The following is a 15,179-nucleotide window of genomic DNA, read 5'->3' as shown; positions in this document are numbered from 1 at the left end:
TATAACAAGCAACCGATAAATGTCGATGCCGACACGTTCTAGGTTTGTGCGCTAAGTCCAACTACATCCGACAAGCGTGCCGTGAAGCGTTTGCTGATGGGTGCACTTTTAGCCCTCGAGCATTACTCTAGCGCGCCATTAGAGCCCGAGATAACGATTTACTCATAATAAGGATCACGCCATGCCACACGCCTATGCCTCGCTAGGTCAGGCTTTCCGCCAGAGCTTCTTAGGCCATGCGCCGAACTGGTACAAGCAGACCATCATTGCCTTCCTGCTCATCAACCCGCTGATGCTGTTTGTGTTTGGCCCGGTCGTCACCGGCTGGCTGCTGGTGCTGGAGTTTATTTTCACCCTCGCCATGGCGCTGAAATGCTACCCATTACAGCCCGGTGGCTTGCTGGTGATTGAGGCGCTGATTATCGGCCTGACCACACCGGAAACCCTCTACAAAGAGGTCGAACACAACTTTCCGGTGATTTTGCTGCTGATGTTTATGGTCGCCGGCATCTTCTTTATGAAGGACCTGCTGCTGTTCACCTTTACCCGCATCTTGCTCGGGGTTCGCTCCAAGGTGGTGCTGTCGCTGATCTTCTCGCTGATGTGCGCGGTACTGTCGGCGTTCCTTGATGCCCTGACGGTAACGGCCGTGATCATCAGTGTGGCGGTGGGTTTCTACTCGGTGTACCACAAGGTCGCTTCCGGCAAAAAACTGCACGATGACCACCACATTCTCAGCGATTCCGACGTCGTGGCCGTTCACCATAACGACCTCGAGCAGTTCCGCGCTTTCTTACGTTCGCTACTGATGCACGGCGCGGTCGGCACCGCATTAGGTGGCGTCTGCACGCTGGTCGGCGAGCCGCAAAACCTGCTGATCGGCCACGAGGCCGGCTGGCACTTTGTCGAGTTCTTCACCGTGATGGCGCCCATCACCCTGCCGGTACTGGCTGCCGGTTTAGTAACCTGCTTGGTACTAGAGAAAACCCACTGGTTTGGCTATGGCGCCGAGCTGCCAGAGCCGGTGCGTTTAATTTTGTGGGACTTCGCCGAGCATGAGCGCCTGAGCATGACCCACGGCCACCGCGCTCACCTGATGATTCAAGCTTGCGCGGCGGTGCTGCTGATTTTGGCCCTCGCCTTCCATGTGGCCGAGGTTGGTCTGATCGGTCTGATGATCATCGTACTGATCACCGCGTTTGTCGGCATCACCGAAGAGCATGCGATTGGTAAGGCGTTTGAAGAAGCGCTGCCGTTCACCTCGCTACTGGTGGTGTTCTTTGCCGTGGTTGCGGTGATTCACCAACAGCACCTGTTCACCCCGGTAATCAACTGGGTGCTGTCGCTGCCCGAAGCCCAGCAGCCGGGCATGTTCTTTATTGCCAACGGCCTGCTTTCGGCCATCAGTGACAACGTGTTTGTTGCCACTGTGTATATCAGCGAAGTGAAACAAGCGCTGGATGCCGGCACTATCTCGCGCGAGCATTTCGAAAAGCTCGCCGTGGCGATTAACACCGGCACTAACCTGCCCAGCGTGGCCACCCCCAATGGCCAAGCGGCATTTCTGTTCTTGCTCACCAGCGCGATTGCGCCGCTGGTGAAGCTGTCTTACGGCCGCATGGTGTGGATGGCCCTGCCGTACACCATCGTAATGGGTGGTCTTGGCTGGGTTGGCGTGAGCTACTGGCTGTAACCCGTCACTGACAGTCATAAAAAAGCCCCGCAGCGCATTTTGCCTGCGGGGCTTTTTGTTGGCAGTGGTTTTATTCGCTCAAGCAATCCATCAAAAGCTGGCCGTTGTCATCGCGGCGCAGACCATGAATATCACTCTCAAAGCCGGGGAATTGCGCATCCAACTGCCGGGCAAAGTGCAGATAGCCACGGATCGCGTCGTCGCCTTTGGCAAAGCGCTCGCCGGGCATAATCAACGGAATACCCGGTGGATACGGCACCAGCATCACCGCGGCAATCCGGCCTTCCAGCTGATCTAGCGGCACCGACTCCACGGCGCCACGCACTAAGGCGTCGTACGCCTCGGCAGGGCTCAGCACCAGCTCCGGCAGCGCGGTATACATAGCGCGCAACGTGCGCGGGGCTTTGTGTTGGCGATAGCAGGCGTGCAGCTGATCGCACAAATCACGCAAACCAAAACGGGCATACCGCTGCGGGTGCTGCGCGCAAATCGACGGCAAGGCCTCAGCCAGCGGCGCGTTATCGTCATAAAGGCGCTTGAACTCCAACAGTTCAGTAACCAGCGTGCTCCACTTGCCCTTAGTGATGCCCATGGAGAACAGCACCAAAAACGAGTACAGGCCGGTTTTTTCCACCACCAAGCCGCGCTCCCAGAGGAACTTGCTCACCACCACAGCGGGAATGCCCCACTCGGCGTGCTGACCATCCACGCTTAAGCCCGGCATCAACAAGGTGACCTTGATCGGGTCGAGCAGTGCGTAGCCTTCATCCAAACCGTCAAAGCCATGCCAACTGGCCTCAGGCGCCAGTTGCCAGTCGCTACTTTGCGCGGCATCGGTGCCCTCCACCGCTTCGGGCTGCCAGACGCTAAACCACCACTCATCGGCTTTGAGGTTCTGGCGGATATGGCTCAGCGCACGGCGGAAACTCAGCGCTTCATCGAAGGTTTCTTGAATCAGCGAGCGCCCTGCCGGGCCTTCCATCATCGCCGAGGCGACGTCCAGCGAGGCGATGATGCCGTACTGCGGCGAGGTCGAGGTGTGCATCATGAAGGCATCGTTAAAGCGCGCCACATCAAGGCTGCGCGCCTCGCTGTTCTGCACATGAATCATCGAAGCCTGACTGAACGCGGCGAGCATTTTGTGCGTGGAATGGGTAGCAAACACCAGCGGGTGCTGACAGCGTTCGCGGCCGTGCGATACGCCCATGCCGTTACGACCAGCGTAAAACTCGTGGAAGGCCGCGTAGGCAAACCACGCCTCGTCAAAGTGCAACACATCAACGCGCGAGCCCAACTCATCACGAATCATATCCGCGCTGTAGCACAGGCCATCGTAGGTCGAGTTGGTCACCACGCAGAGCTTTACTTTCGCCTCACGGCCAGCCGCCAATGGGTTAGCGGCAATTTTCGCGGCGATGGACTCGGCACTAAATTCGCTGCGCGGTATTGGCCCGATAATGCCCAGCTCGTTGCGCGTCGGGCACAGATACAGCGGTATCGCCCCGGTCATGATGATCGAATGCAGAATCGATTTATGGCAGTTACGGTCGACCAGCACTAAATCGCCACGCCCGACCATGGAATGCCAGACAATCTTATTCGCTGTCGAGGTGCCGTTAATCACGAAGAAGGTGTGATCGGCGCCGAAGTTGCGCGCCGCGCGGGCTTCTGCCTCGGCTAAGGGACCGGTGTGATCGAGCAGCGAGCCAAGCTCTGGCACCGAAACGGACAGATCGGAACGCAGCGTGTTCTCGCCAAAAAACTCGTGAAACGCTTGCCCTACGGGGCTTTTACGGTAGGCCACGCCACCGCCGTGCCCGGGGGTATGCCACGAATAATTAGATTGCGCAGTGTGTTGCAGCAAGGCACGAAAAAACGGCGGCAGTAAGGCATCTAAATAACTGCGCGCGGCGCGGGCCACTTGGCGAGCTAGAAAAGACACAGTGTCTTCGTACAGATACAGAATGCCACGCAGCTGGTTGAGGTCGGCCATGGCCTCAGCGGGGGCATTTTCGATGGTGCTTTGTTCACCCAAGGCAAAAATCGGCAGCTTGGGCGAACGTACCCGCGCTACGCGAATCAACTCGACGACATCGGCGAGCAAACGCTGGTTCTCGCCTGCGCCTTCTGCGGCGACCAACACGCACGCCAAACCATGGTGAGTGGCCGCCACAATGCGGCCATCGCTGGCACTGGCGGTGAGCAGTACGCCGAGGCCTTCCTCTTCCAAAGCTTTGGCAATGGCACGTACGCGCTCGCCGGCAACGCTGTCGGTTTTAATATCCCGGTGCACGATCAGCACGGGAAAATTCAGGTCTTTGTACATGCGCATCCCTTTGACGCGAATTTTGTTATTCGCTTGAGCCTAGAACGCCCAGCAAAGGGATGGAACTGCTAAGCGCGTGAAATGTCGCCTAGATATAAGGAAACACTGATTTAATGCCTGCACGGCGCAATCACTACGTTGTGCGGTGCACACAACCTCGCCTACCAGGCGATATGTCTCGGCTGCTGTGCTCCGTAAGCCTTGCGCTTGAACCATTCGCCGATTAAATCAGCGTTTCCATAAAGCCGTGCTGACTTAGTTCAGCGTTTCGCCGCCTTCCAGCTGCCGCCATACGCTGCTACCGCCGCTGGCTTTATCCAACTTAGCCAGCCACTGTTCATGGGCTTCCAGCTCGGCGCTGCTGGCCTGCACCACCGGCAACGGCGCGCGCCCAGCGGCCAAACGACGAATCGCGGTGGCAGAGGCAGCATCGCCACCGCCTTCGGCGCCTTGATTAGCCAGCGACAGGCTGGTCTGCCCGCCGGTCATGGCTAGATACACGTCGGCGAGAATCTCGGCGTCGAGCAAGGCACCGTGCAAGTCGCGGCCGGAGTTATCTACGCCATAGCGCTTACACAGCGCATCGAGGTTGTTGCGCTGACCCGGATGGCGTTCGCGGGCCATCTTCAGGGTATCGAGCACGCCGCAGATGTCTTCGACCAGCGGATGGCTTGTGCCTTTGGCGCGGTTTAAGCGCTCGAACTCGGCATTCAAGAAGCCGACGTCGAAGTCGGCGTTATGAATGACCAGTTCGGCGCCCTTCACAAACTCGACGAACTCGGCCACCACGTCGCCAAAACGCGGCTTATCGGCGAGAAACTCGTTGCTGATGCCGTGCACTTGGAACGCGCCTTCATCCACTTCGCGGTCCGGCTGCAGGTAGACGTGGTAGTGCCGCCCGGTGAGACGGCGACCAATCACTTCGACGCAACCAATCTCAATAATGCGGTGGCCATCGCTGGCCGGCATACCGGTGGTTTCTGTATCCAACACCACTTGGCGCATGGGGTTTCCTCAATCGGTGATGACCGCGCACTAGGCACGCGGCGAACAATGCAAATTACAGCTCAGCGACGCCACGGTTGGCCAAGGCATCGGCGCGCTCATTGCCGGGGTGACCGGTATGGCCGCGCACCCAACGCCATTCAATCTTGTGGCGTGCCGCTTGCTCATCAAGCTGCTGCCACAAGTCAGCATTTTTAACCGGCTGCTTGGCGGCGGTCTTCCAGCCGCGTTTTTTCCACCCGGGCATCCATTCATTGATGCCTTTCATCACGTATTCCGAGTCGGTGACCAAGCGCACGTCACAGGGGCGTTTGAGGGTGGCTAAAGCTTGGATAGCGGCGGTGAGCTCCATGCGGTTATTGGTGGTATCGCGCTCGCCACCCCACAGTTCGTGCTCATGGCCTTTGTAGCACAGCAGTGCACCCCAGCCGCCGGGGCCGGGGTTACCTTTACAGGCGCCGTCGGTAAAAATTTCGACCACGTCGGTCATGCGGTTTCCTTACGGATCTAAGGGGTCATTCTGCCGGCGATTGGCGCGTGCTACTGGCATAGGCAGCAGCTGCACCACTTTGCCGCTGCGCGGTTGTTGCAGCGGGCGCAAGCCGCTCATCAATTTGCGCGCTTGCAGCAGATAAAACCCGGCGCCCGGCAACTGCAAACGAGCGCCTACGGGCTCTAACCAAGCCAGGCGCTGCTGCCAGTCGGGGCTGGAAAGCGGCGGACAATAACACCCAGCGCGGCGTTTCTCCACCGCAAAGCCCAGCAGGTGTAACCAGTCGACCAAGCGGTTGACCGCCACCGGCTTAAGCCCCGCAAAGCCACGCTGACGCCAACGGTGCTGCACGCCCCAAGTGCTCCACGGGTTGAAGCCTAAGATCAGCAAATGACCACCGGGGCGCACCACGCGCGCCGCTTCGCGCAGCAAGGTATGCGGCGCCGGGCTGAAATCCAGCCCATGCTGCAACAACACCATATCCACGCCATGCTCCAGCACCGGCCACGCTTGCTCGGCGCAGATAATCTCGGCCGCCATGCCTTGCGGCCCCAAACTGATGCGGTGGCGCATCTGCTCGGCCTTTAGCGGCAAGCCGTGGCAGGGGCCGTAATGCACCCAATAACTGCCGAACAAGCTTTCCAGCATCTGTTGCAAGTGCTGCTGCTCGGCCTGCCATAGCTGGCTACCCACATCACCGGCAAACCACTGACGTGCCGCGACCAAGGGGTTTTCGCAGGATGTCCATTGCGGGGGGGGTTGTAGCTCCAACATGCCCTCACCTGTGATGTAAGCCGATTTAGTTGCCACGCCAATGGCGTGTGCAAAGCTTGTTAACATCTCCATAGATAACACTGGGCAAGCCGGTGTCAACCTCGAATCCACCTCTGTAAACGCTGCCTACCGAGATCTGCCATGTATCAGTTAATCGCCCTGCCTTCTTTTACTGACAACTACATTTGGCTACTGGAACACACACCCACAGCAACCTGCTTGGTGGTAGACCCCGGCACTGCCGAGCCGGTGAAAGCTTGGCTGAGCCAGCACCCCAAAGTGCAGCTGACCAACATCCTGATCACCCATCACCACCCCGATCATATTGGCGGCATTAGTGAGCTCAAGCAGCTCACCGGGGCTCAGGTGTACGGCCCCAGCAGCGAGAAAATTCCCGCGCGCGACATTGCCCTGCACGGCGGCGAACAACTCACCCCACTGCACGGCTTAACCTGCCAAGTGCTGGCCGTGCCGGGGCATACCCTTGGCCACATCGCCTATCTAATCAGCGATGGTGCCCAAGCACCTTGGCTGTTTTGCGGTGACAGCTTGTTTAGCGGTGGCTGTGGTCGGTTGTTTGAAGGCACCCCGGAACAAATGCATCACTCGCTCACCCAGCTAAGCGCCCTGCCCGACAACACCTTGGTGTGCTGCGCGCATGAGTACACCGCCAGCAACTTACGCTTTGCCGCCGCCGTCGAACCAGATAACCCGGCTTTGGCACAACGCATTGTTGAAGTGCAGCGTTTACGTGCCGCCAATCTGCCCACATTGCCCTCGACCATCGCTTTGGAGCGGGCCACCAACCCCTTTTTACGCAGTGACTCAGCACAGATCCGTAAAAAAATCGACGAATGGCAGGCGTCAAAAAATCAGCCCAAATCCAGCAATCACAACGCCTTCGCCTTGCTCCGCCAGTGGAAGAACGAATTTTGAGACGCCGGTCATCTTGACCAAAGCGCCGTCGATCAACAAAATCGCCCGCTTGTCGAGCCACATGTCAGACCTTGCCCATGCCGCAAAAGCCAAGCAAGTCCCATGGTTGGGATCGCGGGCGCAGCGCCTGCCAAACCGCTAGCCTTGTCTTAGCCGTGCTGCTACTGAGTGCTTGTCAAAGCTTTCAGTCGCAGCCCGACCCAGACACCTTAGATACCAACCTGCACTTGCAGGAGCCGGTAGAGTTAGTGGTGATTGAAGAAGACGCCAGCCCAGAAGACCTGTGGCAGCGCGTGCGTGACGGCCTGCAGCTGCAGGACGAGCTGATCGGCGCCAACCCGCGTATCGAACAGCAGCGCCTGTGGTACGTCAGCAATGGCAAAGTCATCAGCGTCGCCGCCGAGCGTAGCGAACCGTACCTGTATTTCATCATTGAGCAGCTCGAAGCCAACAACATGCCGCTTGAGCTGGCGCTGCTGCCGATCATCGAAAGCTCCTACAACCCCTATGCATACTCGCGCAGCCATGCCAGCGGCCTGTGGCAGTTCATTCCTTCTACCGGGCGCAACTTCAACTTGAAGCAAACTCAGTGGTACGACGGCCGCCGCGATGTGATGGCTTCTACGCAAGCGGCGATTCGTTATCTGCAGCGTTTAAACACTATGTTTAACGGTGATTGGCTGCTCTCGCTGGCCGCCTATAACGCCGGTGAAGGCACAGTGATGCGCGCCATGGAGCGCAACCAGAAACGCGGTCTGCCGACCGACTACTGGAACTTGCAGCTACCCGGCGAAACCATGAACTACGTGCCCAAGCTACTGGCGCTCTCGGAACTGCTGATGAGCCCCAAAGCCTATGGCGTGAGCTTTACCCCGGTGGCCAACGAGCCCTACTTCGAAGTGGTTGAGCTGAAGCAGCGGGTTAATCTGCGCAAACTGGCCAGCCTGTCAGAGATTACCGAAGACGAGCTCAAACAGCTCAACCCCGCCTTTAAAAAGAACATCACCCTAGATGGCCCGCAAGCACTGCTAGTGCCGGTGGATAAGCTGGAAGATTTCACCCTCAGCCTTCAATCGCTAGACAAGCAACCGGCCAGCGCTTGGGCGCAGCACACGGTGCGTTCGGGGGATAACCTGTGGGGCATTGCTAGTCGCTATTCGCTGTCGGTCAGCAGCCTGAAAGAGCTAAACAACCTGCGCAGCAACAACCTGCGCATTGGGCAAACCTTAGTGGTGCCCGATACCGGCAAGCCCAGCTCAGCTCAGGCAACCAGCAAGGCCGGCAAAGCGGACAAAAGCCATAAGCGCTACACCGTCAAACGTGGTGATAACTTATGGTTGATCGCCCGTAATCATGGCGTCAGCGTAAAAGATATTCAGCGCTGGAACCCAAGTGCCAACAAAGCACTCAAACCCGGACAGTTGCTCACCTTATACAGTCGCTAATTCGGCACGACCTGCTTTAACGGTCCCCTCTGACCTGTATTGCAAGGATGCTTACAGGTCCCCTCTTCAAACAGGCCACCCAGCGGTGGCCTGTTGCTTTTCTACCGTGCGGTCATTTTGTCTAAGGCGCGATTGACCAGCTGCACAAAGCGCTTGAAGGCGACAAATTGCTCATTGAGTAGCGCCCGTCCAGACAACCGCGAGTCGGCATAGAGCACGCCCACCGGCCTGCTGCCGGCCATCACCGGGGCAATAAAGAACATGCCTTTTTCTAGGTACTGCAACATGGGCTGGGTGACCAAATCGAGCAAACTGCTGGTCGCCGGCACGCCCATCCACAAGACCTCTCGATCGCGCAGCACGTAGCTGAACAAGTGCCGCTGCGCGGGATTGTCGACCGGCAAGCGCCAATCCAGCAGCTTGTGCGCAAAGCCCTCACCCACCGCCTGTCGTACGCGAAAGCAACTCTGCCCCTCCGCGAGCACCGCAACCATCACCCGCTCAAGGCCCGCGCCTTGATGTAAGCCACGCAGCAAGGTTTGCAGCAAAACATCCACGCCGACCTGCTTATTGGCCAGCATGCCCATGTCTTGCAGGCAGCTTTGCAACACCGTCAAATCCGGCTGCAACAAACAGGCTTTACGTTGCTGCTGTTGGCGAGCGATTTGCTCGGGGTCGGTGGCCGGTATCAGCCCCGCTAAGCGCTCATCGCCAAAGGTAGCCACCACCCGCACTGCCTCTTCGGCACTTTGCAGTACCTGCTCTAAGGCTTCTTGCGCGGTAATCCCCGCCAGCTGGGCAAATTCCTGCAGGTGCTTTTCCATCGCAGGGTGGTCCCAGCCAGTTAAGGACTGATCGCTAATCTGCACGCCCAACACAATCGCCTGCACCTGCGGCTCTTTACGGGTGCCGCCGGCATGCGCCAACACGACGTTCTCTCCCAAATTCCACGCCTTGGCCAAGCCTTGGCTCAGCTGCGCAAAGCTCACCCCCAACACCTGGCGCACGCACGCATCCGCATCGGCCCCCGGCGCGCTTTGCAGGGTTACCAAGCGGTCTGCGGCTTCGCCGGCACAGCTCCAAAACGCCAGCTCGCCGAGGTGATAAAGCAAAGCGGCGATAAACACTTCTTCCTGATCACGCGCCATCAGGTAACTGGCGATATTGCGGGCTTGCACGGCAGCATGAAAGGCCCGTGCGAGCAACTCCAGCAGCTGTTGGTGCGGCCGCTGTTGCAGCAAGGCATCGACCAAACTGGTGGACAAACAAATGCTGCGCACATTGGCAAACCCCAGCAACACAATCGCCCGCGAAATGGTGCGAATGCTTTCCTGCATAGGGTTGTAATAAATGCTGTTGGCTACCTTAAGCACATGCGATGTCAGCGCTGCATCATGCAAAAGCACATCAGCCAACTGTTTAACCGAGGTGTCGTCGTCGGCGGCGAGCTGCTGTAAATCGTTCACCACACTCGCCAAAGCCGGCAAATCGCTGTCGGTGAACCGTTTGAGCCAGTAATCAAGTCCGGTTGTTTGCGTCACACAAGCCTCACACGTCAAAGCCTTCCGTGGAGCAAACTGAAGATCCCATTACAGAGTGTAGACAGCAAAACGCCATCACACCTCCACGGTGACAGGCTTTCTTCACCGCCCCGCAAACTGGTAACGTAACGCGTCGTTTATCTACGGATTTCATCCACATCATGTTGCGCTTGTTTACTTTTTTATTAACCAGCCTTGCTTGCTCTCCGCTTGTGCTGGGCGGCGTAACAGAAAGCCATGGCTATACGCAGTTTGGCAGCCTTAAGTACCCCGCCAACTTCACTCACTTCGACTGGGTGAACCCCGATGCGCCCAAGGGTGGCACGCTGCGCATTATGGGTAACGGCACCTTCGATACCCTGAATCCCTACAGCCTTAAGGGCACCAGCCCGATTGGCACACCGAACTTTATTCAGTACGGCATCACCGAGCTAAACGAGCCACTGATGGTCGGCAATGGCTTCTACGACCCCAATGGGGAGGAGCCCTCCACCGCCTATGGCTTGATTGCCAAAAGCGTCGAGTACTCGGACGATCGCAGCTGGGCGGTGTTTAACCTGCGCCCCGAAGCACGCTTTCACGATGGCAAGCCGATCACCGCCTATGACGTGGCGTTTTCGTACCGTCTGCTATTAAAAGAAGGCCACCCGCAGTACCGCACCTACCTGCAAGAAGTGGCGCGGGTGGATATCTTGGATCGCCACCGCATCCGCTTTGTGCTCAAGCGCAGCGGCAATCCACAGCTGATTCTGCAACTCGCTGAACTGCCCGTACTGCCCCAGCACTACTGGAAAAACCGCGACTTCCGCGCCACCACCTTCGAGCCGCCGCTAGGCAGCGGCCCGTACAAGATCACTGAAGTGGTGCCCGGGCGCCGCTTAACCTTCGAGCGCGTGCGCAATTGGTGGGGTGAGAAACTGCCGGTTAATCGCGGCAAGTACAACGTCAACCGCATGACCGTGGAGTTCTACCGCGACAGCCACGTGGCCTTTGAAGCCTTCAAGGCCGGCGAATTTGATGTGTATATCGAGCATCAAGCGAAAAACTGGGCCAACGGCTACAACTTCCCTGCCCTACACCGTGGCGCGGTATTAAAAGAAGAAATTGCCCACCAAATTCCCACGCAAACCCAAGGCTTTTTCTTTAACACCCGCCGCCCGGTATTTGCCGATGTGCGCGTGCGCAAGGCGCTGAGCCTGCTATTTGATTTTGAATGGACTAACCGCACGCTGTTTAACTCCAGCTACAAACGCTCGCGCAGTTATTACCCCAACAGCCAATTCCGCGCCGATGGCTTGCCCTCTGGCGAAGAGTGGCTGCTGCTTAAGCCCTTCCGCAAACAGCTGCCCGCAGAGCTGTTCACCCAACCGATTGAGATCCCGGAAACCGCCGGCCACGGCATTCCGCGCGACACCCTGCGCGAAGTCCTCGCCTTGCTCAATGAAGCCGGCTATCGCCACCGCGGCGGCGCTATGGTCAATGCCGATGGTCAACCGCTACGCTTTGAAATGCTGCTGGTTAACCCCAATTTTGAGCGCATTCTGCAGCCCTACCGCGAGAACCTCGCCCGCGTTGGCATCATCACTGAACTGCGCACCGTTGATCGCTCGCAATACAAACAGCGCCTCGATGGTTATGACTTCGACATGATCCTAATGACCCTGTCGCAGTCGTTAAGCCCCAGTCTTGAGCAGTTGCAGTACTTTCATTCCGGCCAAGCCAATGTGCGTGGCGCGCGTAACTATGCGGGAGTGCGCAGCCCGATCATCGACGCATTGCTCGACCAACTGATCAACGCGAAAACCCGCGAACGGCAAGTCGGCGCGGCACGTGCGATTGACCGCGTGCTGATGCACGAGCACTACATGATTCCCAACTGGTATATCGACTACCACCGCGTTGCCTACTGGAACCGCTTCGAAAAAGGCGCCACGCCGCCTTATACCCTGGGCCTACGCGCCTGGTGGCTGAAGCCTGAATACCGCCTGTAACGCCCGTCTTTGCAAGGAACTCGCATGTCTAAGATGCGCCACATCGCTTTATTGCTGGGCTTTTGCTTCTCCAGCAGCCACCTGTTAGCTGCTGGCCAACATGCCATTACCCTGTATGACGAAGCGCCTAAATACCCCGCTGACTTCCAGCACTTCGACTATGTAAACCCAGACGCACCGCAGGGTGGCACCCTGCGTTTAGGTGGCTTTGGCAGCTTTGACAGCCTGCACCCGTATATCAGCAAAGGGGTGGCCGGCGATCAATTACACCTGCTGTACGAAACCTTGACCTTTCACAGCCTCGATGAGCCGTTTACCGAATACGGCCTGCTGGCGGAAACCATCGAGAAAGACCCGGCCAACCAATGGGTGCGCTTCACTCTGCGTCCACAGGCCCGCTTTCACGATGGCCAACCCGTGACGGCTAACGACGTAGCGTTCACCTTCAATGCCCTCATGGAGCATGGTGCGCCGGGCTACAAAGCCTATTACGCCGATGTCGATAAGGTCGTGGTTGAGTCCGAACGGCAAGTGCGCTTTGACTTTAAACACAGCCACAACCGCGAACTGCCGATGATTCTCGGCCAGCTGCCGGTACTGCCCGCGCATTGGTGGGCCGAGCGCGATTTCAGCAAAACCACCTTAGAGCCACCACTGGGCAGCGGCCCGTATAAGATTACTCAAGTCGAAGCCGGACGGCAGTTAAGCTTCAGTAAAGTGGCCGACTGGTGGGGCAAAGACCTTGCGGTTAATCGCGGCTTTTATAACTTCGCCAAGGTGCAGATCGACTACTACCGCGACAACACCGTAGCGCTAGAGGCCTTTAAGGCCGGGCAGTTCGACTTTTTCTTAGAGATGAGCTCAAAAAACTGGGCCACCGCCTACGACACCCCCGCCATCAAAGACGGCCGCCTGATTAAAGAAGAGCTGGCCAACCGCAACCCAGCTGGCATGCAAGGCTTTGTCTTCAACCTGCGCCGCCCGCTGTTTGCCGACCGCCGCGTGCGTGAAGCGCTGAGCCTGCTATTCGATTTCGAGTGGACCAACCGTCAGCTGTTTTACGGCGCCTACACCCGCACCCGCAGTTATTTCGACAACTCAGAACTGGCCGCCACCGGTTTGCCGGACACCCACCAGCAATACCTGCTGGAGCCTTGGCGCAAACACTTGCCAGCCGAGGTGTTTGATAAGGAATACCAGCCGAGCAAAACCGATGGCTCTGGAGTAATCCGCGAGCAACGCCGCGCGGCGTTTAAGCTGCTGCAAGAGGCTGGCTGGCGTATTGAAGGCGACCAACTCGTCAATGCTCAAGGCCAGCCGCTGCGCTTTGAATTTCTGCTGGCGCAAACCGACTTTGAGCGCGTACTGCTGCCCTACAAGCGCAACCTCAAAGAGCTGGGCATCGAGATGGAAATCCGCCGCGTGGATGTCTCGCAGTACATCAACCGCCTGCGCTCACGTGATTTCGACATGATTGTTTCTGGCTTTGGCCAGTCCAGCTCACCGGGCAACGAACAGTTGGAATATTGGCATTCCAGCAGCGCCGACAACCCCGGCAGCCGCAACCTGATGGGCCTAAAAGACCCGGCCGTGGATGCGCTGGTAGAAAGCCTGATCAAATCCACCACCCGTGAAAACTTAATCAATCATGTGCGCGCCCTCGATCGCGTGCTGCAGTGGGGCCATTACGTAGTGCCCAACTGGTATGTCGACACCTGGCGCGTTGCCTACTGGCAACCGCTGCAACGCCCAGCCAACCCGGCACCGCTGGATTACGCCCTGTTCACCTGGTGGAAAGCCCCCACCGAGCCATCTGCCGCCGCCACGGCAGCACCCACCCCGGCGCCTGACAATGCCGCTATCTCCGACGCTGCTGTCACCGACAAGGACGCCGAGTAAATGCTCGCCTACATCATTCGCCGCTTGCTGCTGATCATCCCCACCCTCTTGGGGATTCTGCTGCTCAACTTCGTCATCATTCAGGCCGCCCCCGGTGGCCCGGTTGAGCAGATGATCGCCAAGCTAGAAGGCTTTGACGGCGCTACCAGCCGCATCTCAGGTGGCGGTGCGGAGGTCTCGGTAGCTGGCTCCAACTACCGTGGCGCGCAAGGCCTCGACCCCGAGCTGATTGCCGAAATCGAAAAAATGTACGGCTTCGACAAACCACCGGTCGAGCGCTTCTGGATCATGCTGGTGAACTACCTGCACTTCGACTTTGGCGACAGTTTCTTCCGCGATGCCTCGGTGATCAGCCTGATCGAAGAAAAAATGCCCGTGTCGATCTCCCTCGGTCTGTGGAGCACCCTGCTCACGTATCTGATATCTATTCCGCTAGGCATCCGCAAAGCCGTGCATCATGGCAGCCCGTTTGATGTCTGGAGTAGCACGGCAGTGATCGTCGGCTATGCAATTCCCGGCTTCTTGCTGGCGATTATGTTGATTGTGGTGTTCGCCGGCGGCAGCTATCTGGATTGGTTCCCACTGCGCGGCCTGACCAGCAATCACTTCGAAGAAATGACCCTCGGCCAGCAGATCGTCGATTACCTCTGGCACTTAGTGCTGCCCGTCACGGCGCTCACCATCAGCGGTTTCGCCACCTTAACCCTACTGACGAAAAACTCCTTTCTCGATGAGATCAACAAGCAGTACGTGGTCACCGCGCGCGCCAAGGGCCTCACCGAAAACCGCGTGCTGTACGGCCATGTATTCCGTAACGCCATGCTGATTATCGTCGCTGGTTTTCCCGCAGCGTTTGTCGGCGTGTTCTTTACCGGTTCCCTGCTGATTGAGGTGATCTTCTCCCTCGACGGCTTGGGGCTGCTGTCCTTCGAGGCAGCACTGAACCGCGATTACCCGGTGGTATTCGGCACCCTGTTTATCTTTACCTTGCTGGGCCTGATCGTGAAGCTGATCGGCGATATCACTTACACCTTGGTCGATCCGCGTATCGACTTCGAAAGTCGCGAGGGCTGAGT

11 protein-coding genes are annotated in these 15,179 nt (G+C 58.0%); 6 read left to right on the top strand and 5 right to left on the bottom strand.

Annotated elements, in window-relative coordinates; translation table 11 throughout:
- Positions 1-181: 181 nt before the first annotated feature.
- Positions 182-1,693, top strand: coding sequence for a sodium/proton antiporter NhaB (nhaB, locus tag BMX80_RS12085; RefSeq protein WP_074868844.1), 1,512 nt, complete (start codon positions 182-184; stop codon positions 1,691-1,693).
- Between the two features lie 70 nt (positions 1,694-1,763).
- Here nhaB and BMX80_RS12080 read toward each other — a convergent pair whose 3' ends face one another.
- The 4 genes from BMX80_RS12080 to BMX80_RS12065 form a co-directional block, all read right to left on the bottom strand.
- Positions 1,764-4,019, bottom strand: a complete 2,256-nt coding sequence (locus BMX80_RS12080; RefSeq protein ID WP_074868841.1) for an Orn/Lys/Arg family decarboxylase — start codon at positions 4,017-4,019, stop codon at positions 1,764-1,766.
- A gap of 255 nt (positions 4,020-4,274) precedes the next feature.
- Positions 4,275-5,024, bottom strand: coding sequence for a DNA polymerase III subunit epsilon (gene dnaQ, locus BMX80_RS12075; protein ID WP_074868839.1), 750 nt, complete (start codon positions 5,022-5,024; stop codon positions 4,275-4,277).
- Positions 5,025-5,079: 55 nt separating this feature from the next.
- Positions 5,080-5,514 carry a ribonuclease HI gene (rnhA, locus tag BMX80_RS12070; RefSeq protein WP_074868836.1) on the bottom strand — a complete coding sequence of 145 codons (435 nt, stop codon included), beginning with the start codon at positions 5,512-5,514 and terminating at the stop codon, positions 5,080-5,082.
- Between the two features lie 9 nt (positions 5,515-5,523).
- Entirely contained in the window at positions 5,524-6,291 is a 768-nt protein-coding gene (locus tag BMX80_RS12065; RefSeq protein WP_071871425.1) for a class I SAM-dependent methyltransferase, read from the bottom strand.
- 141 nt (positions 6,292-6,432) lie between these two features.
- Between BMX80_RS12065 and gloB the strand changes: the two genes are divergently transcribed.
- Complete coding sequence (gene gloB, locus BMX80_RS12060; RefSeq protein ID WP_074868835.1) at positions 6,433-7,227, top strand: hydroxyacylglutathione hydrolase; 795 nt, start codon at positions 6,433-6,435, stop codon at positions 7,225-7,227.
- A gap of 77 nt (positions 7,228-7,304) precedes the next feature.
- Positions 7,305-8,672, top strand: a complete 1,368-nt coding sequence (locus tag BMX80_RS12055) for a LysM peptidoglycan-binding domain-containing protein (protein WP_074868832.1) — start codon at positions 7,305-7,307, stop codon at positions 8,670-8,672.
- Positions 8,673-8,773: 101 nt separating this feature from the next.
- Here BMX80_RS12055 and BMX80_RS12050 read toward each other — a convergent pair whose 3' ends face one another.
- Entirely contained in the window at positions 8,774-10,213 is a 1,440-nt protein-coding gene (locus tag BMX80_RS12050) for an HDOD domain-containing protein (protein WP_074868831.1), read from the bottom strand.
- Between the two features lie 161 nt (positions 10,214-10,374).
- Here BMX80_RS12050 and BMX80_RS12045 point away from each other — a divergent pair, with 161 nt between their 5' ends.
- Genes BMX80_RS12045 through BMX80_RS12035 form a run of 3 tightly spaced genes read left to right on the top strand, consistent with a single transcriptional unit; the run spans position 10,375 to position 15,177 of the window.
- Positions 10,375-12,204 (top strand): extracellular solute-binding protein, encoded by a 1,830-nt coding sequence (locus BMX80_RS12045; protein ID WP_074868828.1) that lies wholly within the window; start codon positions 10,375-10,377, stop codon positions 12,202-12,204.
- A 33-nt stretch (positions 12,205-12,237) separates the two neighbouring features.
- Positions 12,238-14,103 carry an extracellular solute-binding protein gene (locus BMX80_RS12040; RefSeq protein WP_235821643.1) on the top strand — a complete coding sequence of 622 codons (1,866 nt, stop codon included), beginning with the start codon at positions 12,238-12,240 and terminating at the stop codon, positions 14,101-14,103.
- Positions 14,104-15,177 (top strand): microcin C ABC transporter permease YejB, encoded by a 1,074-nt coding sequence (locus tag BMX80_RS12035; protein ID WP_074868823.1) that lies wholly within the window; start codon positions 14,104-14,106, stop codon positions 15,175-15,177.
- Positions 15,178-15,179: the final 2 nt, after the last annotated feature.

Origin of the sequence: Atopomonas hussainii, assembly GCF_900109735.1 — a bacterium.
Classification (GTDB): Bacteria; Pseudomonadota; Gammaproteobacteria; order Pseudomonadales; family Pseudomonadaceae; genus Atopomonas; species Atopomonas hussainii.
This window is presented reverse-complemented; position numbering and strand designations above follow the sequence as displayed.

What these genes read in the sequence shown, in the direction of transcription:
- BMX80_RS12045 (WP_074868828.1), top strand. Translation starts at nt 10,375, where the DNA reads ATGTTGCGCTTGTTTACTTTTTTATTAACCAGCCTTGCTTGCTCTCCG.
- BMX80_RS12040 (WP_235821643.1), top strand. Translation starts at nt 12,238, where the DNA reads ATGCGCCACATCGCTTTATTGCTGGGCTTTTGCTTCTCCAGCAGCCAC.
- BMX80_RS12080 (WP_074868841.1), bottom strand. Translation starts at nt 4,019, where the DNA reads ATGTACAAAGACCTGAATTTTCCCGTGCTGATCGTGCACCGGGATATT.
- nhaB (WP_074868844.1), top strand. Translation starts at nt 182, where the DNA reads ATGCCACACGCCTATGCCTCGCTAGGTCAGGCTTTCCGCCAGAGCTTC.
- BMX80_RS12065 (WP_071871425.1), bottom strand. Translation starts at nt 6,291, where the DNA reads ATGTTGGAGCTACAACCCCCCCCGCAATGGACATCCTGCGAAAACCCC.
- BMX80_RS12055 (WP_074868832.1), top strand. Translation starts at nt 7,305, where the DNA reads ATGCCGCAAAAGCCAAGCAAGTCCCATGGTTGGGATCGCGGGCGCAGC.
- BMX80_RS12035 (WP_074868823.1), top strand. Translation starts at nt 14,104, where the DNA reads ATGCTCGCCTACATCATTCGCCGCTTGCTGCTGATCATCCCCACCCTC.
- rnhA (WP_074868836.1), bottom strand. Translation starts at nt 5,514, where the DNA reads ATGACCGACGTGGTCGAAATTTTTACCGACGGCGCCTGTAAAGGTAAC.
- gloB (WP_074868835.1), top strand. Translation starts at nt 6,433, where the DNA reads ATGTATCAGTTAATCGCCCTGCCTTCTTTTACTGACAACTACATTTGG.
- dnaQ (WP_074868839.1), bottom strand. Translation starts at nt 5,024, where the DNA reads ATGCGCCAAGTGGTGTTGGATACAGAAACCACCGGTATGCCGGCCAGC.